The organism is Brevundimonas sp. NPDC090276 (assembly GCF_044772165.1).
Taxonomy (GTDB): Bacteria; Pseudomonadota; Alphaproteobacteria; order Caulobacterales; family Caulobacteraceae; genus Brevundimonas.
This window is the reverse complement of the sequence record NZ_JBIVYK010000004.1, coordinates 1-23,357: the sequence shown is the minus strand read 5'-3', so window position 1 is coordinate 23,357 and position 23,357 is coordinate 1. Positions and strand designations below refer to the sequence as shown.

Genomic DNA, 23,357 nt, shown 5'->3' with positions numbered 1-23,357 from the left:
AGCGATCCCGGGCCTTCTTCATATCGGTTAGGCCTTCAGCAGCTTCAGCAGGGCCTCGGCGGCTTCCCGCGACGAGGCCGGGTTCTGCCCCGTGACCAGCGTCCCGTCGGTCAGGACGTATGAGCCCCAGTCCGGCCCCTTGCTGAAGCGCCCGCCCTTGGCCGCCAACACGTCTTCGACCAGAAAGGGCACCACCTGGGTCAGACCCACAGCCTCCTCCTCGCTGTTGGTGAAGCCCGTGACAGCCCGCCCCTTGACCAATGGCTGCCCGTCCGCACCCTTCACATCCTTCAGCACGCCCGGCGCATGACAGACGAAGCCCGTCGGCGTCCCGGCGGCGGCGGCGGCCTCGATCAAGCGGATAGAGACGGGATCATTAGCCAGATCCCACAGCGGTCCGTGACCGCCGGGATAGAAGACAGCGTCGAAATCCTCAGCCTGCACATCGGCCAGCCTCAGCGTGGTCGCCAGCGCAGCCTGCGCCTCGGCGTCGGTCTTGAAGCGACGGGTGTCCTCGCTCTGGGCGTCCTCGGCGTCGCTCTTGGGGTCCAGCGGCGGCTGCCCGCCCTTGGGCGAGGCGATGACGACCTCGGCCCCCGCATCCTTCAGCGCGTAATAGGGGGCGGCGAACTCCTCCAGCCAGAAGCCGGTCTTGTGGCCGGTGTCGCCGAGTTGATCGTGCGAGGTCAGAACCATCAGGATCTTCATGGGGGCGCATCCTTGTGTGAGGCTGCACAGATGGTCCCGCCCTGCCCGCCTCGCCAGACGCGTCCAAAAGAAAACGGGCCGGAGGTTTCCCTCAGGCCCGTTCCTTGAAGTCTGAGCCTCGGCCCGAAGGCCGAAGCGCAAAATCCGATCTTACTTGATCTGGATCTTGGCGCCGGCTTCTTCGAGCTTCTTCTTCAGCTCTTCAGCGACTTGCTTCGAGACGTTCTCGACGACGTTCTGCGGAGCGCCTTCGACCAGGTCCTTAGCTTCCTTCAGGCCCAGGTCCGTACGGACGCCGCGGACTTCCTTGATCACGTTGATCTTCTTGTCGCCGCCGTCAACCAGGACAACGGTGAACTCGGTTTGCTCTTCAGCGGCTTCAGCCGGAGCAGCGGCGCCACCGGCGACGGCGACGGCGACCGGAGCGGCGGCCGAGACGCCCCACTTGTCTTCCAGCAGCTTCGACAGTTCAGCGGCTTCCAGGACGGTCAGAGCCGACAGTTCTTCAACGATCTTGGCGAGATCAGCCATTTTAGTCTTCCTTCGGTAGGATGAGGTTCAGAGAGATATGCAGAGATGACGAGGCTTAGGCGGCGTCTTTGGTCGCGTACGCGTTGAAGACGCGAGCCAGTTGGCCGGCGGGTGCTTGCAGAACGCCAGCGACCTTGGTCGCCGGGGCTTGCAGCAGGCCGATCAGCTTGCCACGCAGTTGGTCCAGCGACGGCAGCTTGGACAGGGCGTCGACGCCAGCAGCGTCCAGCACCTTGTCGCCCATGAAACCGCCGATGAGCTTGAACTTGTCGTTGCCCTTGGCGAATTCAGCCGCGACCTTCGCAGCGGTGACCGGATCAGCGGCGTAGGCGATGCCCACCGGACCCTTGAACAGATCGTGGTAGGCAGAGCCTTCCTCGACGCCCAGCGCCTTCAGCGCCAGACGGTTCTTCACCACCTTGAACGCGCCGCCTTCTTTACGAAGGCGACCACGCAGGTCTTCCATCTCCGCAACGGTCAGACCCAGGTTGTGGGTCACGACCACGGCGCCCGCGTCGGCGAACACGCTTTTCAGCGATTCGATCGACTCGGCTTTTTGTGCGCGGTCCATTGCGGTCTCCAGTTTTGGTATTCGCCGCCGGGCTAATTCCCGACGACGGATTTGGCTTAAGCGCCATGCATCGCTGCACAGCGTTCAGGCCGGTCTTATTGTCCGAAGGAAGCAGGCCTATCCGGCCGAAAACGGCTGGATGAAGGTCTTTGCATCCCCATCTCCCCACGGCGCCAGAGGGCTCTCTGGACGATTATGACGCAGGCGGCCCCCACGTCCCGAAGTTCTCGGACAGGATCCGCCAAGGCCGAAGCCCTGACGAGAAGCCGCGCTCTATACACGGCTGAGCGGGGAAATCAATGGCGCGGAGCCTTTGCCGAGGGCGCGCCCTTGACCTCCTGTCCCTTGCAATCGAACTCGCCACAGAACTTGGTCATCAACTCGGTCAGGAAACTGACCTGGAAGGTCTGCATAGCCTCGCCCAATGAGCCGCCCAACTCCATCTGCTTGCGCGCGATGTCCTGCCCCATAGGCCCGTCATAGAAGGCGATCAGGGCGTTCAGTTCCGCCTCGGAGAAGCGCGCAGCATACTCTTGGGTGATGGTGGCGATCATCGGACGCAGATTTGTCTCGACGATCGAAGGCGCATTGCGGCGCAGCCAGCGCTGCTGATCTTCCGGCATGGCGTCGCCGGCGGCTTCCAACTGCTGCGTGATGGTTTCCTGAGTGAACTTGTCCATGCCGCGCAGGGTCAACCGAACCAGCCTGTCAGCCAGGGCCGGACGCGGGTCGTCCTGCATCACCACGCGCACCAGTCCAGACGCCGAAGGTTGAGGCCGAGCCTCGTCCTGAGCCTGGGCCGTCCCCGCCAGCAGAAAAGCCGAAACGGCGATGATCAGATTGAGATTATGCATAGCCCCTCCAATGGGGCGGCATACGCTCAGAGTTCATCGTTCTTCACAAGGCCGGAACGGCTTAGACCTCAGGATGTCGGCCTGAAGTCCCGGATCAGTTGGGCCAGATCGGCCTCGTCGACCGAGGCCGCCGCCTCTGCCTGCGGCATCCAGCGACGCCGACGCTGCTGGTCCTCGGGCCAGGCGCCCAGTTGGATCAGGACCTCCAGCGGATAGACGGCCACGACGCAGGCCTGGACGGCGCCGGTCTTCAGCCGCTTGCCGTATCGGAAATGGCCGACGACGGCGTCCAGCGTCTCGCCCTGGACGCCCGCCTCTTCATAGGCCTCCTGGGCCGCCGCCTGGGGATCGGTCTTGCCGACCATGCGACCGCCCTTGGGAATGACCCACCGGCGCGTCTCGCGCGAGGTGATCATCATCACCTCCACGCCGCTCTCACCCTGACGCCAGGGCAAGGCCGCGACCTGACGGGTCTCGGAGGTCTCTGTTCGGGCCGGCCCAGTCATCAGGTCAGGAAGAAGCCGCCGAGGAAGTAGAAGATGGCGCCGATGGCCGCAGCGGCAGGCATGGTGATGAACCAGGCGGTGACGATGCTGCGCGCCACGCTCCAGCGCACGGCCGAGACCCGCTTGGCGGCGCCCACGCCGACGATGGCGCCGGTGATGGTGTGGGTGGTCGACACCGGGATGCCCATGCTGGTGGCCGCAAACAGGGTAATGGCTCCGCCGGTTTCAGCGCAGAAGCCCTGCTGCGGGCTCAGACGGGTGATGCGAGATCCCATGGTGTGGACGATCTTCCAGCCGCCGAACAGGGTGCCCAGGGCGATGGCCGCCTGACAGGTGATGACCACCCAGAAGGGCACGTGGAACTCGCCGCCCAGCATGCCGCGCGAGTACAGGAGGATGGCGATGATCCCCATGGTCTTCTGCGCGTCATTGCCACCATGCCCCAGAGAATAGGCCGAGGCCGAGACGAATTGCAGCCCGCGGAAAATCCGGTCCGCAAAGGCGGGATTGGCCTTGGCGAACAGCCAGGACACGATCAGCACCAGCAGGAGCGCCAGCAGGAAGCCGATGGCCGGCGACATGAAGATGGCGCCCACGGTCTTCAGCACGCCGGCGATGACGACCGCGCTGGTCCCCGCCTTGGCGATGCCCGCGCCCAGCAGGCCGCCGACCAGGGCATGCGAGCTGGAAGACGGGATGCCCGCCAGCCACGTGATGACGTTCCAGCTGATCGCCCCCATCAGGGCGCCGAAGATCACCTGATCCGAAATGACGTCGGGAGAAATGATGCCCCGCCCGATCGTGTCGGCCACGTGCAGGCCGAAGAAAAGGAAGGCGATGAAGTTGAAGAAGGCCGCCCAGCCAACCGCATAGATCGGCGGCAGGACCCGCGTCGCAACGATGGTGGCGATGGAGTTGGCCGCGTCGTGCAGACCGTTCAGGAAGTCAAACAGCAGGGCGACGCCGATCAGGAAGATCAGGATCAGGAGGGCGTGATCCATCGGACCCTACAGGTGCTCGACCAGGACGCCGTTGATGCGGTTCGCCACATCCTCGAAGCGATCGATGATCTTTTCCAGGTGATCATAGACCTCGCCGCCGATGATGAACCACAGCGTATTGCCGCCGGTCATGTCGTGGCGGTGCAGTTCGTAGAGCGCCTTCATGCCCTCGTCGTACAGGGTATCGCTCTGGCTTTCGAGCTTGGCGATCTGTTCGGTCAGTTCGTTCAGACGCTCGTGATTCTTGCGCATGGCCGGCAGCAGGGACACCGCCTCGGCCGTCAGGGCGCCGCACTGAACGGCGATGTCGGCCAGCTCGCGCATCTTGGGCGCGAACTCGCGCACCTCGTACAGGGTCACGACCTTGGCCGTCTTCTGCATCTGGTCGATGGTGTCGTCCAGCGAGTTGGTCAGGCCACGAATGTCCGAACGGTCAAACGGGGTGATGAAGCTGCGGCGCACGGCGAACAGAACTTCGCGCGCGACATCGTCGGCCTCATGCTCGTGATCGACGATCTTCTGGCACCAGTCCGGCGTGGCCTCGCCACCGTCCATCATGCCGCGCAGGGCCTGCGCGCCCTTCACCAGGGTGGCGGCGTGGGCGTCGAACAAACGGAAGAAGTTGTCTTCCTTGGGCAGCAGCGCCTGGAACCAGCTCAGCATCAGTCGTCTCCGAAAGGGCCGCGCACGGCGACTGCCGCCCCAAGACCGGAATTACCCCCTCGCCGTCAAGTCGTCCGAACACGGAAATCATGGTTTCCCACAATCGCCGTTGACGCGCCGCGCGGCCGCGTAACATTACATGTTGTTCATGCTTGTGGCGAAATTGGGGAACGCACATGCCAGACTACAGTCCTGCGCAGGAACAGTTCCTGATTCAGGCCGGCCAGGCTCTGGCCAGGCGCGACCCGCAACAAGCCCTGACGCTGCTGGACCAGGCTGACGCCTTGGGGCGAACGCACAACGCCACGCTGAACCGTGCCGTCGCGCTCCGCCTGCTGGGCGATTTCCACGCCTCACTTGCCGTCCTGGACGAGGCGCTGGACATGAAGCCCTATGATTTCACTGCCTTGCTGGCAAAGGGCGCCATGCTGGAAAAGATCAACCGGCCCAAAGCGGCCGTCGATGTCTATCGCAACGCCCTGAAGATCGCCCCGCCTCCCGCCCACTGCCCGCCCGGCGTTATGGCGCAGATGGACTATGCCGCCCGCATGGTGGACCAGCATGCACGGGCCCTGGGCGACTTCATGCGGCAACGTCTGGTTGGGCTTCGCGCCAACGTCGACGAAGCAGCGCTGGATCGTTTCGATGAAGGTCTGGAAATCTACGCCGGCCTACTCCAGCCGCCCAAGCAACAGCCTCTGCTGCTGAACTACCCTCGCCTGCCAGTAATTCCCTTCTACGATCGCAGCCTGTTTCCCTGGCTCCCCAGACTGGAGGAGGCCACGACGGTCATCCAGGAAGAACTGGCGGCGTTGCTGGAGACCGCGCTTGACGATTTCGCCCCCTATATCGCCTACCCCAAGGGCGCCCCGGTCAATCAGTGGGCCGAACTGAACCACTCGCGCAAATGGAGCTCTCTATTCCTCTGGAAGGACGGTCAGCGTCAGGATGCATTCTGCGACCGCTGCCCGCGTACCGCCGCCTTGCTGGAAAGTCTGCCCATGGCTGATCAAGACGGTTTCGCTCCCACGGCCATGTTCTCGGCGCTGGAGCCCCACACCCACATTCCAGCCCATACCGGTTCGTCCAACGTAAGATTGCTGGTCCATCTGCCCATCATCCTGCCCGGCCCGGCGCGCTTCCGCGTCGGCAACACCACGAGAGAGTGGGAAGTGGGCAAGGCCTGGGTGTTCGACGACACCATCGAGCACGAAGCCTGGAACGACGCCGACGCCCTTCGCGTCATCCTGATCTTCGACGTTTGGAATCCTTATCTGGAAGACAAGGAAAAGATCCTGATCACCGAAATGATGAAGGCCCAACGCGACTTCCTCGCCGCCTAGGCAGCGTGTTGATCATAGGCCGCCTGCGCCAGGCCGACCTCGGGCATCTTCGTCTCGGCCCAGTCAATCATGGGCTGCAACGCCTGAACCAAGGTCTGGCCCAGCGGCGTGATCGCATAGGTGACCGAAACAGGAACCGTCGCCTCAACCGTGCGCGTCACCAGGCCGTCCCGCTCGATCTGGCGCAGGGTCTGACTGAGCATCTTCTGTGACACGCCCTCGATGCGGCGCTTCAAGGCGTTGAAGCGCATCGGCTCGTCCGCCAGCGTCGTCAGCAACAGCACGGTCCACTTGTCCGCAATGCGGTCCAGCAGCAGCCGCGTGGGACAGTTGGCGGCGTAGACATCGCCGCGCCATTCGACCCCTGCGGTTACCGCCGGGTGACCTGATGAGGTGTCGGTGCCTTCTTGCATGGTCGCTTCCATTACCACACCTGGTCTCCATTGGTAACCATTGGAGTCCTCCCCATGAAGATCACAGTCCTCGGCGCCAGCGGTCGCGCCGGATCGGAAATCGCCAAGGAGCTGGCCCGCCGCGGCCATCAAGTCACGGGCGTGGCCCGCAACCCGGCCCGTATCCCGTCCGACGAGGGCATCACCGCCGTCAGCGGCGACGTGAACGACGCCGCCACCCTGCCCTCTCTCCTCAAGGATGCGGACGCCGTGGTCAGCGCCGTCATGTTCACGGATAGCGATCCTGAAATCCTGATTCGCGCCGTCAAAACGGCGGGCGTACCGCGCTATCTGGTGGTCGGCGGCGCCGGTAGCCTGGAGGTCGCGCCGGGCCTGAAGGTGATCGACACCCCGGACTTCCCCGAAATCTACAAGGCCGAGGCTGCAGCGGGCGGGCGCTTCCTGGATCGCCTGCGTCAGGAGGAGGATCTGGACTGGACCTTCCTGTCGCCCTCGGCCGTCTTCGACGGCGACGAACGGACCGGCCAGTTCCGTCTGGGCGACGATGCACTGCTGGCAGCCGCCAACGGCAGCAGCGCCATCTCTTTCCCCGACTACGCCATCGCCATGGTCGACGAAATCGAGACGCCGAAACACAGCCGGAAACGCTTCACCGTCGGCTACTGAGAATGGCGGAGGGGCGGCTTTGCGGCCCCTCCGCCAGCAAATCATCAGCGGGCTATGCAGCCAGAGCGGCTGCTTCGAACTGTGCTGCGCAGACAAGGGCCAGCTTTTCCAGTTCCGCGTTCAGAAGCGCCGAGCGATCCGCCAAAAGCTCATCCAATGTCGGCGCAGTGGAGCCATCCTTATGGGAGTCTTCTAAGCACTGATGCTGAGCAATGACCTTGCTCGTGGCGCCGTCGATCACCTGCATCCAGGCGCCGTAGCGCACCGTGTAACGCCCCCAATTGAATGGGAAGTAGGCATAGCCCCAACTGAAGGTCCTCGCGTCCACATAGAGGGTTCCGTTCGCCACGGGATAGCCCGCCTTTGCGTCGGTGTCCGCCATTGTCATCGGCTCTCCAGCCGCAATTCGATATCGCGCCTGCAGCCTGCGCGTCAGGTCAGCTTCAAGCGAAGGCGTCGGATCCTTGACGTGGTAGGCCTCAGCATAGGTTTGCCCTTCCGACAGCATCATCGCCGCGCCGACCATCCCAAGCGCCCCGGTGCTCGGTCGCATCGGTAGAAACACGGGCGCGGGCTGGTTCACTGAGACCAGGCTTCTCTGGCCAAAATTTTCAACCTGACTGACATCGAGCGGCACGGTCTTGGCCGCACAACCTGACAAGGCTGCGCTTGCAAGCACCAGCATTCCAATACGCTTGATCATAGCTCCCCCTCTTTGAAGGGAGGCGAAATAACATCGTTTTGTCGAAATCGAAAATGCGAAATGCACGCAAGAAAAAGGCCCCGGAGATCGCTCTCCGGGGCCTTCGTCATTTCAGCGCGAGGCTTGAGATCAGACCAGCGAAGCCGGATCGACCTTGAAGCCCGGCCCCATCGTCGACGACAGGGTGATGCGCTTCACATAGGTGCCTTTGGCGCCCGAGGGCTTGGCCTTGTTCAGGGCGTCCACGTACGCCTTGACGTTGGCTTCCAGGGCTTCCTGCGTGAAGGAGACCTTGCCGATGCCGCCGTGAGCGATACCGGCCTTCTCGACGCGGAACTCCACGGCGCCGCCCTTGGCGTCCTTGACGGCTTGGGCGACGTTCGGGGTCACGGTGCCGACCTTGGGGTTCGGCATCAGGCCGCGCGGGCCCAGGACCTTACCCAGACGGCCGACCAGGGCCATCATGTCGGGCGAAGCGATAACGCGGTCGAAGTCCATCAGACCACCGTTGATCTGCTCGTACAGATCCTCGGCGCCGACGTACTCAGCACCAGCGGCGCGGGCTTCATCAGCCTTGGCGTCCTTGGCGAAGACGGCGACGCGGACGTCACGGCCGGTGCCCGACGGCAGGTTGACCACGCCGCGGACCTGCTGGTCGGCGTGACGCGGGTCGACGCCCAGGTTGACGGCGATTTCCATCGACTCGTCGAACTTGGCCTTGGCGTTGTCCTTGACCAGCTTGATGGCGTCCGAGAACGACATCAGCTCTTGGGTGACGCCGGTGCGGGCCTTGTGAGCCTTGGTTTGCTTAGCCATGGATTAGCCCTCCACCACTTGGATGCCGATCGCGCGGGCCGAACCTTCGATGATGCGCATGGCAGCATCCATGTCGTTGGCGTTCAGGTCTTTCATCTTCGCTTCAGCGATCTCGCGGACTTGCGCCTGCGTGATCTTGCCGGCGATCTCGCGACCAACCAGCTTGGCGCCCGACTTGATGCCGGCGGCTTGCTTCAGATACCAGGTCGCCGGCGGCGTCTTGGTGATGAAGGTGAAGGACTTGTCCTGATAGACCGTGATGACGGTCGGCAGGGGCGTACCCTTGGCCACCTTCTCGGTGCGCGCGTTGAACTCCTTACAGAAGCCCATGATGTTGACGCCGCGCTGACCCAGTGCCGGGCCGATCGGGGGCGAAGGCGTGGCCGAACCGGCCGCAACTTGCAGTTTGATATAGCCGAGAATCTTCTTGGCCATTGGTCTCTCCTATGGATGACCCCGGGGCAGAACCTCGAGGCCGGTGAGCCGTGGTCTGGCATGGCTGCCTCCCACGGATTTGCCGCCGATCGACTCAAGGGCCGACTGGCGAAGGCGCGCGTTTAGCAGGGCGGCCCTGCAAACGCAAACGAGGGCCGCAAAACGCGGCCCTCGAGTGTCTGATCCGAAAAGCGCCGCCTTAGCCGGCGGTCTTTTCGACCTGGTTGTATTCCAGATCCACCGGGGTCGGACGACCGAAGATAGACACGGCCACGCGCAGGCGGGCGTTGTCTTCGTCGACGCTCTCGACCTGACCGTCGAAGCTGGCGAAGGGACCATCGATGACCTTGACGGTCTCGCCGATGTCGAAGCGGATGGTGGGCTTCGGACGCTCGACGCCCTCTTCCACCTGACCGATGATGTTCTGAACTTCACGTTCCGAGACCGGCAGGGGCTTGGTGCCGCCCGCGGCGCCCAGGAAGCCTGTGACCTTCGGCGTGTTCTTGACCAGGTGATAGGTGTTGTCGGTCATCTCCATCTTCACCAGCACGTAGCCGGGGAAGAATTTGCGCTCCGAGTTCACCTTGCGGCCACGACGGATCTCGACGACTTCCTCGGTCGGAACCAGGATTTCGGAGAAGCTGTCTTCCAGGCCTTGCTGCTTCGCCTGCTCACGCAGTTGCTCTGCGACCTTCTTTTCGAAGTTCGAGTAGGCGTTGACGATATACCATTTGTGGCGGGGATTGGCCGCCGGCTTGGGCGCTGCATCAGTCATGTGCGCGTCTCCTTTATTGGCCGAGGCCGAGAATGAAGCGGGACGCGAAGCCCAGCCCCGTATCGACGATCCAGAAGAAGGCCGAGGCGATCAGCACCATGATGAAGACCATCACCGAGGTGATCCAGGTCTCCTTGCGGCTGGGCCAGACGATCTTGCGGGCTTCAGCGCGAACCTGGCTGAAGAACTGGGCAGGCGACGTCTTCTTCTTGGGTGCAGGCGCGTCTACAGCGACCGTTGCGGCGCCTTGCGCGGCGGCTGCGGTCTGGTTTCCCACGGTGCGGCGACCGCCGGGGGTCTTCGCCTTGGCCATATGACGTCTCTTCAACCTCTGGAACCTGTCGCCTCACATGGGAACTCCCAAGCGACCGCGACAGGGGGAATGGCAGGAGCGGAGGGACTCGAACCCACGACCCTCGGTTTTGGAGACCGATGCTCTACCAGCTGAGCTACACTCCTAGTGTCCCGGACAAAGATCAATGCGCCGTGAGCAAGCTCGACGGCGCTAACCTCGCCAGAGCGGCGCATATGCCTGACGCCTGACGGCATTTCAAGGGGCGTTTCGCGATAACTGTCGACAGATGCGCAGGTTTGTTCAGAACAGCCGCGCTACCGCGCTCGGTTCATAGCTGACGCCGTGCACGACGCGGTCGGGATCGCCAATCGAAAAGGTCTGGGCGCGGCTGCGGCCGTCCACCACCGCTACGGCTTCGACCTGTTCGGGAATCACCTTCACCACCGCCACCGAATCGCCGCCCGGCGCCCAGGGGCTGATGTCGGGCGAGCGCTTGATGATCAGATCGTTCAGGCGCTGGACCTCGTCGCCGTCGGTGACCTCCTCGGCCCGGCCGTCGATGGACAGGCCGACCGCCTCCCCTTCTCCCGCCACGCCGCGCACGGCGACGCCGACGCGCGGGTCGGCGGTGATGTTGCGCAGCTTCTCACTATCGCGGGCGGTGACGAAGTAGAGGTTCAGCCCGTCGTTCAGATAGCCCAGCGTGCTGGCCTGGGGCCGTCCGTCGGCGCGATTGGAGGCCAGGGTCATCAGCCGTTGGCCGTCCAGCAGCTTCAGGATCGCGGCCACCGCGCCCCCGTGGATCGGGATCACGCTGGATGTCGGCTCTACGGTCATGATCTGAACTCCTTGGCTGAGAGAACCTGCGGCGGCGCCGCCGGGTTCACCTTGACACAGATCAAGGCGATTTGGCCCCCGCAGCGCGAAATGGCCGCATGACCGAGTCCCGCCTTATGCCCGACGCCCCGCGTCTGGACGTCGTTCCCCTGACCGAGGCCGAGGCTCCGGCCGAGTTCGCACTCGCCCGCATGTGGCGACCCGATCTCGACGCCGAGCAATGGCGCACCTTCCTGCATGACTGGCGCGCCGCCCCGGACAGCCGCGGCATCCTCAGCGCCCGCTCCCAGCGCGGCGGGGTCCTGGGCTTCGTCAGCTGGTGGCGCCAGCCGGACCTGGAGTACGGAGAAACCCTGTGGGCCGGTCCTTTCGTGGTGCGCGAAATGGGCGTGAGGCCGCTGGTCCGACAAAGCCTGGCCGTCGAGCTGACGGCTCTGGCCCATCGCCTCGGCGCCAAGCTGCGTTACGCCGACGCCGCCTAGGACAGCCTGCCCTATTTCGTAAGCCCTCGCCCTTCAGCTAAGCTGTGGCCGTATGCTGGAGTCGACCATGCCCGCTCATAACGCCGCCCTGGCCGAGACCGCAGATGTCCGGCTGGAAGACGTCCACCCCTGCGCGACCTGCGGGGCGCGGCCGCTCGGCGTCTGCGCCGACCTGAAGGGCCACGAACTGCAGAGCATGGCCTGCGCCAGCGAGACGGTGTCGGCACAGCCGGGACAGGCCCTGTTCCATGAAGGCGATCCCAATCCCTTCGTCTTCAACGTCGTCGATGGCGCGGTGAAGCTGTATCGTCTGCTGCCCGATGGGCGCCGCCAGATCACCGGCTTCCTGTTTCAGGGCGATTTTCTGGGTCTGGGCGGACGCGGCCCCTCCAGCTTCACCGCAGAGGCCCTGACGCCGCTCAGCGCCTGCCGCTTCCGACGCGGCGACTTCGATCAACTGCTGAACGCCCTGCCCGCGCTGGAGCACCGCCTGGTGGCCATGGCCGGCGACGAACTGATGGCGGCGCAGGAACAGATCGTCCTGCTGGGCCGCAAGACGGCGCGCGAACGCATCGCCAGCTTCCTGACCCGTCTGTCGGCGCGACAGGTGCAGCTGGGCGGCGCGGAAGGCCGGGTTCACCTGCCCATGACCCGCCTCGACATCGCCGACTATCTGGGCCTGACGATCGAGACGGTCAGCCGGGTCTTCACCCAGTTCAAGACCTCGGGCCTGATCCAGCTGCTGCCGAACAACGACGTGGCCTTGCCCGATCCCGAAGCGTTGAAAGCATTGGGCGAAGGCGCCGCCTGACATCAGAGGGGCGATGGGGGCGCAGGCTGACGACCCGCACCCCCGCCCCGCATCGACGTGGAAGTCCTAGAACTTCCGGCCGACGCCCACCGACACGACCCACGGATCAAGACTGACGCTGCTCTTCAGCGCGCCGCCGTTGATCGTGGCGTCCGTGTCGAACCACACCTTCTTGGCGTCGAGGTTCAGGGTCCACGGGCCCGACAGGTTCCAGTCCGCCCCGGCCTGCAGGGCGACGCCGAAGCCGTTGTCCAGATCGACCTCGAAGCCGTTCTTATCCTTGCCCTCGAAGAAGGCCATGTAGCTGACGCCGGCGCCGACATAAGGGCTGATCGTCGAATTCGGCGTCGGACGGTATTGCAGCGTCACGACCGGCGGCAGGACCCAGGTCTCGTGCACGGCCACATCGGTCGCCCCGCCCTTGGCGCGGACCTCATGCTGGGTCGCGCCGAGAATGGCCTCGACCGCCCAGTGGTCGGCCACGAAATAGGTGAAACCCAGGGTCGGCATCCAGTCGTCGCCCACATCGACCTTCAGGCCGCTGTCGGCGCCCGCGGCGGTGACGATGGCGTCGTCAGCTTGCGGCAGTACGCCGGTCATGCGGGCGGTGACGATCAGCGTGCCTTTGCCGACCGGCTCGGGGACGGCGGTTTGGGCCGAGGCGGCGCCCGCCAGTGTCAGGACGCTGGCGGCGGCCAGAAGGGCGGCGGCGGTTTTCATCGGTATCATTCCCGACAATCGCCGGATCGAGGAGGGTCCGGCTTCGATGTCGAAAACACTGTCCCACGCCCCCTGTTCTGACGCCTTGATCCAGCGCAAGCCTCGGGAAATATGCAAGAAAAAGCCTCCCCGACCGAGATCGGAGAGGCTGATTTCGTTGATCGAGGGATCAGGGCTCAGAGTGTCCCTCATCCCCTTCGTCGAACAGGCGGAACTCGTGCCAGAGGCCGTTCAGGACGCCGAAGGCCACCGCTAGGCCGAGGCCCAGGATCCAGGCGAAATACCACATGGAATGATCTCCTTTCGCGGGATCAGTAGAGGTCGGGGTTGGTCTTGAGTTCTGCCTCGGTCGAACGGCCCCACAGCACCTTGTAGACCCAGGAGGTGTAGAGCAGGACGAAGGGCAGGAAGACCGCGACCACGATCAGCATGATGAACAGGGTGGTGTGGCTGGACGAGGCATTCCACACGGTCAGGCTGGACTGGGCGTTGATCGAGCTGGGCAGGATGAAGGGGAACATCGACAGGCCAACGGTCGAGATGATCCCCACCGCCGAGGCCGAGGAGCCGCCGAAGGCCAGGGCCGCCGACTTCCGCCACATGCCGAACAGACCGATCGCGGCGCCCGCAAAGCCCAGAACCGGGGCGATGATCATCCACGGATAACGGCCGTAGTTGTCCATCCAGGCGCCGGGCGCGGCCTCGACCGCGGTGCGCAGCGGGTTGGACACGCCGCCGGTGTCGACCGCGCCGGTGATGCGGAAGCCCATGTCGCCAAAGGCCACCATGGCGCCGCCGACAGCGAACAGGACCAGACTGGCCAGACCAGCCGCGGTGCCGATGGCGCGAGCGCGCTTCAGCACCACGCCCTCTTCGCCCTTGACCGACAGCCAGGCCGCGCCGTGCAGCACCAGCATGGAGACCGACAGCAGGCCGCAGATCAGGGTGAAGGGCGTGAACAGGCCCAGCAGGCTGCCTTCGTAGAAGGAGCGCAGGTCACCATCCAGACGGAAGGGCGCCCCCATCAGGACGTTGCCGACCGCGACGCCGAACACCAGGGCCGGGACGAAGCTGCCGATGAACAGGCCCCAGTCCCACATGGAGCGCCAGCGCGCCTCGGGCCGCTTGGAGCGGTACTTGAAGGACACGGGCCGCAGGATCAGCGCGGACAGGACCAGGAACATGGCCAGGTAGAAGCCCGAGAAGCTGACGGCGTAGACTTGGGGCCAGGCGGCGAAGATCGCGGCGCCGCCGACGATAAACCAGACCTGGTTGCCCTCCCAGGTCGCACCGATGGTGTTGATCACCATTCGGCGTTCTTCATCCGTCTTGGCGACGAAGGGCAGCAGGGCGCCGACACCCATGTCGAAGCCGTCCGTCAGGGCGAAGCCGATCAGCAGCACGCCCAGCAGTCCCCACCAGATCAGGCGGAGCGTGGTGTAGTCGAGGGGAAGTTCCATCTCTCTTTTCCTTCAACGACCGGGGGTCAGGCGACCGCCGGTTCGCCTTCCGTGCTGGCGTCGGCTTCACGGGCTTCCTGTTCGGCGAACGGGCCCTTCTTGACGGTGCGCAGGATCAGACCGACCTCCACCACAGCCAGGGCTCCGTAGAGCAGGGTGAAGCAGACGATGGTGGTCCACAGTTGCGGCACGCTGAGGCTCGAGGCGCCGAGGAAGGTCGGCAGGACGCCCTCCACGGCCCAGGGCTGACGACCCACCTCGGCCAGAAGCCAGCCGGACTCGATGGCGATCCACGGCAGGGGAATGGCCAGGACGGCCAGACGCAGGAACCACTTGGTCTCGTGCTTGCGCAGGGTGCACAGGACAAAGGCCGTGGCGAACAGGCCGATCATCACGAAGCCGATGCCGGCCATGATGCGGAAGACCCAGAACATCAGCGGCACGTTGGGCACCGTATCCCAGGCCGCCTGCTTGATCTGCTCGGGCGTGGCCTGACGCGGATCGGCGACATAGCGTTTCAGCAGCAGGCCGTAGCCCAGGTCGTTGCGCACGGTTTCGAACTGGGCGCGGGCGGCCATGTCGGTGTGATCGGCCTTGACCTTCTCCAGGGCGTCATAGGCGACGACGCCGCGTTCAATGCGGTCCTCTGCGACGGCGACCAGTTCCAGAATGCCGATGACGGGCTTGTCGATGCTGCGCGTCGAGATCAGGCCCAGGACATAGGGAATCTTGACCTCGAAGTGGGTGTGCCGGTCTTCCATGCTGGGGATGCCGAAGGCCGTCAGGCCAGCGGGCGCCGGTTCGGTGCGCCACATGGCTTCCAGGGCGGCCAGCTTCATCTTCTGGTTGTCGGTCAGGGCATAGCCCGACTCATCGCCGAGGACGACGACCGACAGCGACGACAGCAGGCCGAAGGCGGCGGCCACGGTCATCGACCGCTTGGCGAAACCGACGTGCTTGCCCTTCAGTAGATAGAAGGCCGAGATGCCCAGCACGACCACGGCGGCGCAGACATAGCCGGCGCTGACGGTGTGAACGAACTTGGCCTGGGCCACCGGGTTGAAGATCACCGCCATGAAGTCGGTGACTTCCATCCGCATGGTGTCGGGGTTGAAGGCGGCGCCGACCGGGTTCTGCATCCAGCCGTTGGCGGCCAGAATCCACAGAGCCGACAGGTTGGTGCCCAGGGCCACCATGAAGGTGACGAACAGGTGGGCGTGCGGCTTCAACTTGTCCCAGCCGAAGAACATCAGGCCGACGAAGGTCGCTTCCATGAAGAAGGCCATCAGCCCCTCGATGGCCAGCGGGGCCCCGAAGATGTCGCCGACATAGTGGGAGTAGTAGGACCAGTTCATGCCGAACTGGAATTCCATGGTCAGGCCCGTAGCCACGCCCAGCACGAAGTTGATGCCGAACAGCGTGCCCCAGAAGCGGGTGATGGTCCGCCAGATGGGCCGCCGCGTCATCACATAGATGCTCTCCATGATAACCAGCATGAAGGAGAGGCCCAATGTGAGGGGCACGAACAGAAAGTGGTATAGCGCCGTCAGTGCGAACTGAAGGCGTGAAAGGTCTACGACCGCCAGGTCGATCATGGGCTCAGGCTCCTGACCGCCAGCCCCCATCGACCGGCGTTCTACTATAACCTAAGGCAACGCTCTTTGGCGCGCCTTGATCCGTATCAAAGCTCAAGCTGTACGACTCGCTCTAGACGGCGTTTCGCCCAAGGCTGTTTCGTCACAAGGACGATTCGCCCAATGCGCCTTCGCGCTGGTTTATGTCTGTTCGCGCGGACGGAGCAGGAGAGACGATGACGGCCCAGCCGATCGAAGCAGACGCCACCCCAGCCCAATGGCTGAAGACGGCCCTGTCGCCCCGCAAGCGGATCATGGCCCTGGCCAGCGGGCTGGTGATCGCCGACGCGGTTCCGGCCGTGGGTTTCGCGGCGGGCCTTGGACTGGCCGTCGGCGCTCTGCCGCAGGGGTTCAGCCACGCCGTGCCCGGCGCGGCCTTGGCGATCGCCTCCTTGCTGGCGCGCGGGGGACTGACCCAGATCGCAAGCGTAGTGGCCGCGCGCGCGGCCCGGGCGGTCAAGGGGGACCTGCGGCGTCAGGTCCTGAACGGCGCCTTCTCTGGCCGCCTGTCTGACGCTGAAACCATGACCGCGACCGTCGAGGGTGTCGAGGCGCTGGACGGCCATGTCTCGCGCTTCCTGCCCGCCCGCATGGCGGCCGCCGTGACGCCCCTGCTGCTGATCGCCGTCGCCGCCGTGGTCAGCCCCTTCACCGCCGGCATCTTCCTGTTCACCCTGGCCCCCTTCGTCATCGGCATGGCCCTGACCGGCATGGCGGCCGGCGCCGAGAGCCGGCGTCAGTTCCAGGCGCTGGAACGGCTATCCGGCCTGTTTCTCGACCGCATCCGCGCCCTGCCCGCCATTCTCGCCTTCCAGGCCGAGACCCAGCAGACGGCGGTGATCGCCCGCGCGTCCAACGACCTGGCGCGCCGCACGGGCAAGGTGCTGAAGATCGCCTTCCTGTCCTCGGCCATCCTGGAGTTCTTCTCGGCGCTCGCCGTGGCCCTGGTCGCCGTCTATTGCGGCTTCAACCTGCTGAAGCTGCTGCCCTTCCCCGCGCCTGAGCAGCTCAGCCTGACCCGCGCCTTCTTCCTGCTGGCCTTGGCGCCCGAGGTCTATGCTCCCATGCGCCGCCTGGCCGCCGCCTATCACGACCGCCAAGCCGCCGAATCCGCTGTGCCCAGCCTGAGGAAGCTGACCGAGAGCGCCGTGCCCGTCGCCGCGCCTCCGCCGGTTCCCGCCAGCGCGCCCGCTATCGCTTTTCGCGACGTGGCCATCGCCTATGAGGCAGGCGCGCCGATCCTGACCGGGTTCAATCTGGCAGTCGCCCCCGGCGCCACGGTGGCCCTGCTGGGCGCCAGCGGTTCAGGCAAGAGCAGCCTGCTGCATCTCTTCCTCGGCCTATCGCCGCTGAGCGGCGGCGAGGTCGAAGTCGATGATTTCCGTCTGTCCGAACATCCCGACCTGACCGCCTGGATCGCCTGGGCCGGTCAGGCGCCCGTCGTGGTGCCCGGGACCCTGGGCGAGAACATCGCCCTGGCCTGGCGCGGCGCGCCGTCGTGGCGCGTCATGGAGGCTGCCGCCCGCGCCGGCTTCACGGGCGACCTGAACCGGGTCATCGACGAACGCGGCGGCGGTCTGTCAGGCGGCGAGCGGCGGCGTCTGGGCCTCGCCCGCGCCTTCCTCAAGCCCGCGCCCATCCTGCTGCTGGACGAGCCCACCGCCAATCTGGACGCCTCGTCCGAGGCCGCCCTGCTGCCCGTCATTCGCGCGACCGCTGAGGGACGCACCACCCTGATCGCCACCCATTCCGAGGCCGTCGCCGAACTGGCCGACGTCGTGGTGCGCCTGTGAGCGGTCCGAGCCCGTCCGGCGTCGCCCGCCTCAAGGCCCTGATCCGGGCCCAGGAGCGCCAGCAGGGTGCGCGCCTGCTGACCGCCGCCGTCACCGCCGCCCTGGTGTCGGCCGCCGCCGTGCTTCTACTGGGCGTATCCGGCTGGTTCATCACCGCCTCGGCCCTGGCCGGGCTGGCGGGATCGGCCGCTGCCTACAGCTTCAACTTCATGGTGCCCAGCGCTCTGATCCGCTTCTTCGCCATTGTCCGCACCGGCTCGCGTTACGCCGAACGGGTCACCGGCCATGACGCCGCGCTCAAGGCGCTCGCCGCCCTGCGCCCTCAGCTGTTCGAAGGGATCGCGCGCGGCCCCGCGACGCGCGCCCTGAGCCTGGCGGGCGGCGAGGCCTCGTCGCGGATGGTGCAGGACGTGGACGCGATCCAGAACCGCTTCGTGCGCCTGTCCGCGCCCTGGGGCGCTGTCGCCGGCCTGTTCGCCGGTCTCGGCCTGGCCCTGCTGACCGGCTGGACGACCGCCCTGGCCATCGCCGCCGCCAGCGCCCTAGGCATGCTGGCCGCGGGTCTCGTCGGCCGCTGGCTGGCGGAGCCGGCCGGACGCGCGGTGCAGGCCGCGTCGGGCGACCTGAAGACCGAGTTCGCCGCCTTCGCCGCCGCCGCGCCCGAACTGCAAGCCTATGGCGTCAAGGCCTGGGCCGTTGACCGTCTGGCCGAGCGCGGCTCGGATCTGGAGCGCGCGACCGAGCGTCTGGCCTCGGCCGGGGGCTGGATCATGCTCACCCAGTCGGCCGCCATGGCCCTGGCCGTCATCGGGGTGATGGCCACCGCCGGCGCCGCCTCTCCGCCCCTGATCGCTTTGGCGATCCTGGCCGCCGTGACCACGGTCGAAAGCGCCGGCGCCCTGCTGACCGCCTTCCGCCATAACGGTGCGGTTAAGGCGGCGGTCGAGCGCCTGGGCGATCTGCTGGAGGCGCCCACGACGGCGCCCACTCAGCCCGTCGCGCCGGTCATCGGCCTATCGGGGCCGGACCTCCGCCTGACGCCGACACAACGTCTGGCCATCACAGGTCCCTCCGGCGCCGGCAAGACCACCCTGATCGAACGGCTGATGCATCTGCGCTCTCCCTTTGCCGGCGAGGCGACCCTGGGCGGCGTTGATCTCGCCGAGATCTCCCCGGACACGGCCCGCGCCCTGTTCGCCTATGCCCCGCAACAGGCCGTGCTGCTGGCCGGCACCGTGCGCGAGAACCTGAAACTCGCCCTGCCCAGCGCCGAGGACGAAGCCCTGTGGGCCGCGCTTGAGGACGCCGATCTGGCCGATCGCGTCCGCGCCGCCCCCGCCGGTCTGAACGCTCCCTTGGGCGAGAACGGCGCGCGGCTGTCAGGCGGCGAGCGCCGTCGTCTGGGTCTGGCCCGCGCCTATCTGCGCCCCACCCCCTGGCTGGTGCTGGACGAGCCGACCGAGGGTCTGGACGCCGCCACCGAGGCGCGGGTGATGGAGCGTCTGGCCTGTCGCCTGGAGCGCACAGGTCAGGGCCTGATTCTGGTCAGCCACCGTCCGGCCCCCTTGGCCCTGTGCGACCTGCGCCTGGCCGTAACGGGCCTGTCTGCGTCTGGCGCCGTTCAAATGTCGCAAACGCAAACGCAGGCCGCAGCCTGATCTTCCCAATCCTTTGATCTCCATCAAGGCGCGCTCCCCCGGAAAGGGCTTTGCTGGGATCAAAGGAGATACCCCATGCCCGCAGACGCCGTTCCTGTCATCGCCGCTATTGTTTCGGCCTTCCTGGTCTTCATGGCCGCTCTCGGCTTCGCTTCTGTCTGGAGCAACATGGGCGACAAGGCCAAGAACTGAGGCCCAGACGCCAACCATGAAAAAAGCGCACGCCCGCTGAACGGACGTGCGCTTTGTCGTTTCTGCAAAGCCGCGGACCGACGTCGATCAGTCGGTGTCGGTCGGTCCCTGCCCGGGAATGATCGGCCGGAACAACAGCTTGTCGATCCGGCGATCATCCATATCCAGCACCTCGACCTCGAAGCGCCCCAGTTGAAGGATTTCGCCTTCCTGCGGCAGTCGCGACAGGTGGTGCAGCACCAGACCGGCCACGGTGTGGAAGCTCTCGTGCTCCCCGAAGTCCTCGCCCAGCTCGTCGCCCAGCTCGTCCAGATCGGTCTGACCGTCGACCGCCCATGAGCCGTCCTCGCGCTTGCGGATCGACTGACCCAGTTCGTCGTGACTCTCGTTGAAGTCGCCAGCGATCATTTCCAGCAGGTCTGTCGCCGTCACCACGCCTTCAAAGGCGCCGTACTCATCGACGACGAAGGCCATGTGGACCTTGGAACCCTTGAGGATCTCCAACGCCTTCAACACCGAAGTCGATTGCGGGATGAAGGCCGGCTCAGCCACCAGCTTCTCGATGTCGTAGGAGCCGTCGGTCAGCAAGGCGTCAAGCAGGTCCTTCTTGTGAACCACGCCCAGCGGATTATCGACGTCGCTCTCGCGCGCCACGACGATGCGCGAATAAGGGCAGGTCCGGATTTCCTCGCGCAACACATCTTCCGTGTCGTCCAGAGCGATCCAGAAGACCTCGTGGCGCGGCGTCATGGCCACGCGCACGGTGCGGTCGCCCAGGCGCAGAATCTCCTCGATCATCTCCTGCTCTTCGGGCTCGATCAGGCCCGCCGAGGCGCCTTCGGCCAGAATGCTCTCGACCTCCTCCTGGGTGACGTCCGAGCCGTCACGGTCCTTGACGCCGAGAACCTTCAGAATGCCCGAGGTCGAGGCCGTCAACAGCAACACGAAGGGCTTCATAACCAGAGCCATGGTCGAGATCGGCGCCGCCATCTTGGAGGCGATCGTCTCGGGGAAGATCAGGGCCAGGCGCTTGGGCACCAGTTCGCCGACGATCAGCGAGACATAGGTGATCAGGACGACCACCAGGGCGGTCGAAGCAAATTGCGAATAGGGCGCGAAGGCCGGGAAGGCGACTTCCAGAATGCGGTCCAGTTCGCCCGCGATGGTCGCCTGGCCATAGGCGCCCGCCAGAATACCGATCAGGGTGATGCCGACCTGGACCGCCGAGAGGAACTGCGTCGGCTCCTCGGACAGCTTCAAGGCCGCCCGGGCCCCGCGATCTCCGCGCTCGGCGCGGCTCTGCAGCTTGGATTTACGCGATGAAACGACCGCAAGCTCGGTCATGGCGAACAGGCCGTTCAGCACCACAAGCAGCAGCACGACGGCGATAGCGATGGTCAACATCGAAAGGGGAGAAACCCGCGGCGCGGCGCGACAACCGGCGTCCGCAAGGCAATAGTAAGGCTGATCGCCTGGTCGCGCCAGTAATTCATGCTTCCAGCCACAGCTTCACCAGGTTCGACCGACCCCCACCGAGCCATAGGCGCCCGACGAAGGACGGCCCGCATCGTCATGGACGGTCGCACAGGCGCTCATCCCAATGATGAGACCGATGAACAAACCCAGGCGGATGGCGCGTCGCATATATGGTTACCCATTCCTTAACGTCGTCATCCAACGCTAGTCATGACCAACTGTTCCGCAACCCCAACCTTATGCGGCGCAGGCCTGCTGCACCCAGGCCTCGGCGGCCGAAGCGCCCAGTTCCAGCCCGCCCAGCAGGATCTCCAGCGTCACTGGCTTGGCCACCAGGGCGTCCGCGCCAGCCGTCATGGCCCGCTGTTGGTGGACGTCCGTCGTATTGGCCGTCAGCATCACGACCGGCGTCCGCTGCAGCCGATGCGTCGCCTCATGCGCCCGGATCAGACCGATCGCCGTCAGCCCGTCCATCACCGGCATCTGCATATCCATCAGGATCATATCGAAGCCGCTGTCCAGGAACCGATCCACGCCCTGACGACCATCATCGGCGGTCACGATCTCAAAGCCCAGCGGCTCCAGCAGGCAGCGCACCACCATCTGATTGGCCGGGTTGTCCTCGACCAGCAGCACTCGCAGCGGCCCCGCCGCCGCATGGGCGCTCGCGTCACCACCAGCTTCACTCAGTTCCGGCAGCCGCTGGATCGGCAGGACAACCGTGAACCGACTACCCTCCCCCGGCGCCGAACGCGCAGAGATCTGACCGCCCATTAACTCGGCCAGGGAGCGGCAGATCGACAGGCCCAGCCCCGTGCCGCCATACTCGCGCGAGATCGTATCATCAGCTTGGACGAAGGGTTGGAACAGGCGCTCCGCCGTCTCCGTGTCAAACCCTATGCCCGTGTCCTGCACCTCGATCCGCAATCGGTCGCCGTCGTCGCCAGACGTCAGATCAACCTGCACCTCGACTGAACCTATCGGCGTGAACTTCACCGCGTTCGAAACCAGATTCGAGACGATCTGGGTGATCCGCACGCCGTCGCCCAGAACCCGTCCAGACGCGGCATCGGAAAACGCTACCGACAGGGCCACGTCCCGCGCTTCGGCTGTGGCCGTCCGCATCTCGACCACGGCGGCGATGTCAGCTCGCAAGTCGAAGGGCGCCGGAGCCAGTCGGAACTGCCCCGCCTGCATCTTCGACAGGTCCAGCATGTCGTCCAGCACCCGTCGCAATGCGTCGCCGGCCCCCGTAATCAGCGACAGCATCTGCGTCTGCCGATCCGTTAGCGACGTGTGCGCCAAGGCCGAGGCCAACCCCAGCACAGCATTCAGCGGCGTGCGCACCTCATGGCTGATGTTGGCGAAGAAGCGGTCGCGGACCTGGCCGGCGCGCCGCGTCTCTTCCTGAGCGATCTCCAGCGCCTTCAACGCCCGGACGTGATCCGACACCTCGAACCGGATCGCCGTATAGGTCTCGGGACGCCCGTCCTCGCCCAGATTCGGCACGATGGTGGTGTCGACCCAGTACATTTCGCCGTTCTTGTTGCGGTTCTGGATCGTACCCCGCCATACGGAGCCGCTGGCGATCGTCCGGTACAGGGCCTGGAAGAACTCACGAGGATGGTGGCCGGAATTGACCAGCCGATGGTTCTGACCGACCAGTTCGTCGCGACTGTAGCCGCTGACATCGACGAACTTCTGATTGCAGTACAAAATCTGGCCTGCACGGTCCGTGATGGCCACGATCGCCGCCTCGTCCAACGCCCCGGACAGGCCCGCGCGACGCGGCCAGTCAATGTCAGTCATGTGCATCCCTTTCGCGGGGAAGCCATGCGCCGATATCACCGCGGCTTCGTTAATATCGTCGTTTTACAGCACTTTATTGTCCGAAAGCGGTGAAGTTTGATCCAGGTCAAGCCGCCCCCGCCCCACGGCCAGACGGCCCGGATTGCTCGGAGCCCGCATCATTGTTTGGCGACCTGCCGCCCTTCGGGCTGCTTGAGATTGAAAG

General features: G+C 65.3%; 26 protein-coding genes and 1 tRNA gene. 6 read left to right on the top strand and 21 right to left on the bottom strand.

Annotated elements, in window-relative coordinates; genetic code table 11:
* Positions 1-27: 27 nt before the first annotated feature.
* The 7 genes from ACIQTU_RS15320 to ACIQTU_RS15290 form a co-directional block, all read right to left on the bottom strand.
* Positions 28-708 (bottom strand): type 1 glutamine amidotransferase domain-containing protein, encoded by a 681-nt coding sequence (locus tag ACIQTU_RS15320; RefSeq protein WP_400549080.1) that lies wholly within the window; start codon positions 706-708, stop codon positions 28-30.
* A 150-nt stretch (positions 709-858) separates the two neighbouring features.
* Entirely contained in the window at positions 859-1,239 is a 381-nt protein-coding gene (gene rplL, locus ACIQTU_RS15315; RefSeq protein WP_207826344.1) for a 50S ribosomal protein L7/L12, read from the bottom strand.
* A 55-nt stretch (positions 1,240-1,294) separates the two neighbouring features.
* Positions 1,295-1,810, bottom strand: coding sequence for a 50S ribosomal protein L10 (gene rplJ / locus ACIQTU_RS15310; RefSeq protein ID WP_207826342.1), 516 nt, complete (start codon positions 1,808-1,810; stop codon positions 1,295-1,297).
* A 296-nt stretch (positions 1,811-2,106) separates the two neighbouring features.
* A complete protein-coding gene (locus tag ACIQTU_RS15305; RefSeq protein ID WP_400549075.1) occupies positions 2,107-2,664 on the bottom strand; it encodes a DUF2059 domain-containing protein in 558 nt (185 codons plus the stop codon).
* A gap of 68 nt (positions 2,665-2,732) precedes the next feature.
* The gene (locus ACIQTU_RS15300) at positions 2,733-3,170 is read right to left on the bottom strand and encodes an NUDIX hydrolase (protein ID WP_400549072.1); all 438 of its coding nucleotides are present in this window, start codon (positions 3,168-3,170) and stop codon (positions 2,733-2,735) included.
* Positions 3,170-4,171, bottom strand: a complete 1,002-nt coding sequence (locus tag ACIQTU_RS15295) for an anion permease (protein WP_400549069.1) — start codon at positions 4,169-4,171, stop codon at positions 3,170-3,172. Before ACIQTU_RS15295 ends, ACIQTU_RS15300 begins: the two co-directional genes overlap by 1 nt.
* A gap of 6 nt (positions 4,172-4,177) precedes the next feature.
* On the bottom strand, positions 4,178-4,834 hold the full coding sequence (locus ACIQTU_RS15290) for a DUF47 domain-containing protein (RefSeq protein WP_400549066.1): 657 nt from the start codon (positions 4,832-4,834) through the stop codon (positions 4,178-4,180).
* Between the two features lie 176 nt (positions 4,835-5,010).
* On the opposite strand from ACIQTU_RS15290, the gene ACIQTU_RS15285 reads away from it, so the two are divergent.
* Positions 5,011-6,177, top strand: coding sequence for an aspartyl/asparaginyl beta-hydroxylase domain-containing protein (locus tag ACIQTU_RS15285; protein ID WP_400549063.1), 1,167 nt, complete (start codon positions 5,011-5,013; stop codon positions 6,175-6,177).
* Here the strand turns inward: ACIQTU_RS15285 and ACIQTU_RS15280 are convergent.
* Positions 6,174-6,590 (bottom strand): winged helix-turn-helix transcriptional regulator, encoded by a 417-nt coding sequence (locus ACIQTU_RS15280; RefSeq protein WP_400549060.1) that lies wholly within the window; start codon positions 6,588-6,590, stop codon positions 6,174-6,176. The genes ACIQTU_RS15285 and ACIQTU_RS15280 overlap by 4 nt on opposite strands.
* Before the next feature lie 54 nt (positions 6,591-6,644).
* Between ACIQTU_RS15280 and ACIQTU_RS15275 the strand changes: the two genes are divergently transcribed.
* Complete coding sequence (locus ACIQTU_RS15275) at positions 6,645-7,256, top strand: NAD(P)-dependent oxidoreductase (RefSeq protein ID WP_400549057.1); 612 nt, start codon at positions 6,645-6,647, stop codon at positions 7,254-7,256.
* Between the two features lie 52 nt (positions 7,257-7,308).
* Here the strand turns inward: ACIQTU_RS15275 and ACIQTU_RS15270 are convergent, their stop codons facing one another.
* The 7 genes from ACIQTU_RS15270 to ACIQTU_RS15240 form a co-directional block, all read right to left on the bottom strand.
* Positions 7,309-7,959 (bottom strand): hypothetical protein, encoded by a 651-nt coding sequence (locus ACIQTU_RS15270; RefSeq protein WP_400549054.1) that lies wholly within the window; start codon positions 7,957-7,959, stop codon positions 7,309-7,311.
* Positions 7,960-8,088: 129 nt separating this feature from the next.
* Complete coding sequence (rplA, locus tag ACIQTU_RS15265; protein WP_400549051.1) at positions 8,089-8,775, bottom strand: 50S ribosomal protein L1; 687 nt, start codon at positions 8,773-8,775, stop codon at positions 8,089-8,091.
* Between the two features lie 3 nt (positions 8,776-8,778).
* Positions 8,779-9,210: a 50S ribosomal protein L11 gene (rplK, locus tag ACIQTU_RS15260; RefSeq protein ID WP_400549048.1), complete on the bottom strand. Its 432-nt coding sequence runs from the start codon at positions 9,208-9,210 to the stop codon at positions 8,779-8,781.
* A 199-nt stretch (positions 9,211-9,409) separates the two neighbouring features.
* Complete coding sequence (gene nusG, locus ACIQTU_RS15255; RefSeq protein ID WP_400549045.1) at positions 9,410-9,985, bottom strand: transcription termination/antitermination protein NusG; 576 nt, start codon at positions 9,983-9,985, stop codon at positions 9,410-9,412.
* A gap of 13 nt (positions 9,986-9,998) precedes the next feature.
* A complete protein-coding gene (gene secE / locus ACIQTU_RS15250; RefSeq protein ID WP_400549042.1) occupies positions 9,999-10,298 on the bottom strand; it encodes a preprotein translocase subunit SecE in 300 nt (99 codons plus the stop codon).
* A 70-nt stretch (positions 10,299-10,368) separates the two neighbouring features.
* A tRNA-Trp gene (locus ACIQTU_RS15245) sits at positions 10,369-10,444 on the bottom strand.
* 136 nt (positions 10,445-10,580) lie between these two features.
* On the bottom strand, positions 10,581-11,117 hold the full coding sequence (locus ACIQTU_RS15240; RefSeq protein WP_400549039.1) for a pyridoxamine 5'-phosphate oxidase family protein: 537 nt from the start codon (positions 11,115-11,117) through the stop codon (positions 10,581-10,583).
* Between the two features lie 98 nt (positions 11,118-11,215).
* On the opposite strand from ACIQTU_RS15240, the gene ACIQTU_RS15235 reads away from it, so the two are divergent.
* Together ACIQTU_RS15235 and ACIQTU_RS15230 are read left to right on the top strand one after the other, a co-directional pair.
* A complete protein-coding gene (locus ACIQTU_RS15235) occupies positions 11,216-11,599 on the top strand; it encodes a hypothetical protein (RefSeq protein ID WP_400549037.1) in 384 nt (127 codons plus the stop codon).
* Positions 11,600-11,666: 67 nt separating this feature from the next.
* Positions 11,667-12,410 (top strand): Crp/Fnr family transcriptional regulator, encoded by a 744-nt coding sequence (locus ACIQTU_RS15230; protein ID WP_400549034.1) that lies wholly within the window; start codon positions 11,667-11,669, stop codon positions 12,408-12,410.
* Between the two features lie 66 nt (positions 12,411-12,476).
* Here ACIQTU_RS15230 and ACIQTU_RS15225 read toward each other — a convergent pair whose 3' ends face one another.
* The 4 genes from ACIQTU_RS15225 to ACIQTU_RS15210 form a co-directional block, all read right to left on the bottom strand.
* Positions 12,477-13,130 (bottom strand): OmpW family protein, encoded by a 654-nt coding sequence (locus tag ACIQTU_RS15225; RefSeq protein WP_400549031.1) that lies wholly within the window; start codon positions 13,128-13,130, stop codon positions 12,477-12,479.
* A gap of 169 nt (positions 13,131-13,299) precedes the next feature.
* Positions 13,300-13,419, bottom strand: a complete 120-nt coding sequence (cydX, locus tag ACIQTU_RS15220) for a cytochrome bd-I oxidase subunit CydX (protein WP_024355286.1) — start codon at positions 13,417-13,419, stop codon at positions 13,300-13,302.
* 22 nt (positions 13,420-13,441) lie between these two features.
* On the bottom strand, positions 13,442-14,590 hold the full coding sequence (gene cydB / locus ACIQTU_RS15215; RefSeq protein WP_400549028.1) for a cytochrome d ubiquinol oxidase subunit II: 1,149 nt from the start codon (positions 14,588-14,590) through the stop codon (positions 13,442-13,444).
* Between the two features lie 26 nt (positions 14,591-14,616).
* Positions 14,617-16,182, bottom strand: a complete 1,566-nt coding sequence (locus ACIQTU_RS15210; protein WP_400549107.1) for a cytochrome ubiquinol oxidase subunit I — start codon at positions 16,180-16,182, stop codon at positions 14,617-14,619.
* A 218-nt stretch (positions 16,183-16,400) separates the two neighbouring features.
* On the opposite strand from ACIQTU_RS15210, the gene cydD reads away from it, so the two are divergent.
* On the top strand, positions 16,401-18,017 hold the full coding sequence (gene cydD, locus ACIQTU_RS15205) for a thiol reductant ABC exporter subunit CydD (RefSeq protein ID WP_400549025.1): 1,617 nt from the start codon (positions 16,401-16,403) through the stop codon (positions 18,015-18,017).
* Positions 18,014-19,675, top strand: coding sequence for an amino acid ABC transporter ATP-binding/permease protein (locus ACIQTU_RS15200; RefSeq protein ID WP_400549022.1), 1,662 nt, complete (start codon positions 18,014-18,016; stop codon positions 19,673-19,675). The genes cydD and ACIQTU_RS15200 overlap by 4 nt, the downstream gene beginning before the upstream one ends.
* Before the next feature lie 279 nt (positions 19,676-19,954).
* Here the strand turns inward: ACIQTU_RS15200 and ACIQTU_RS15195 are convergent, their stop codons facing one another.
* Together ACIQTU_RS15195 and ACIQTU_RS15190 are read right to left on the bottom strand one after the other, a co-directional pair.
* Positions 19,955-21,271 (bottom strand): hemolysin family protein, encoded by a 1,317-nt coding sequence (locus ACIQTU_RS15195; protein WP_400549019.1) that lies wholly within the window; start codon positions 21,269-21,271, stop codon positions 19,955-19,957.
* A 309-nt stretch (positions 21,272-21,580) separates the two neighbouring features.
* The gene (locus ACIQTU_RS15190; RefSeq protein ID WP_400549016.1) at positions 21,581-23,152 is read right to left on the bottom strand and encodes an ATP-binding protein; all 1,572 of its coding nucleotides are present in this window, start codon (positions 23,150-23,152) and stop codon (positions 21,581-21,583) included.
* Positions 23,153-23,357: the final 205 nt, after the last annotated feature.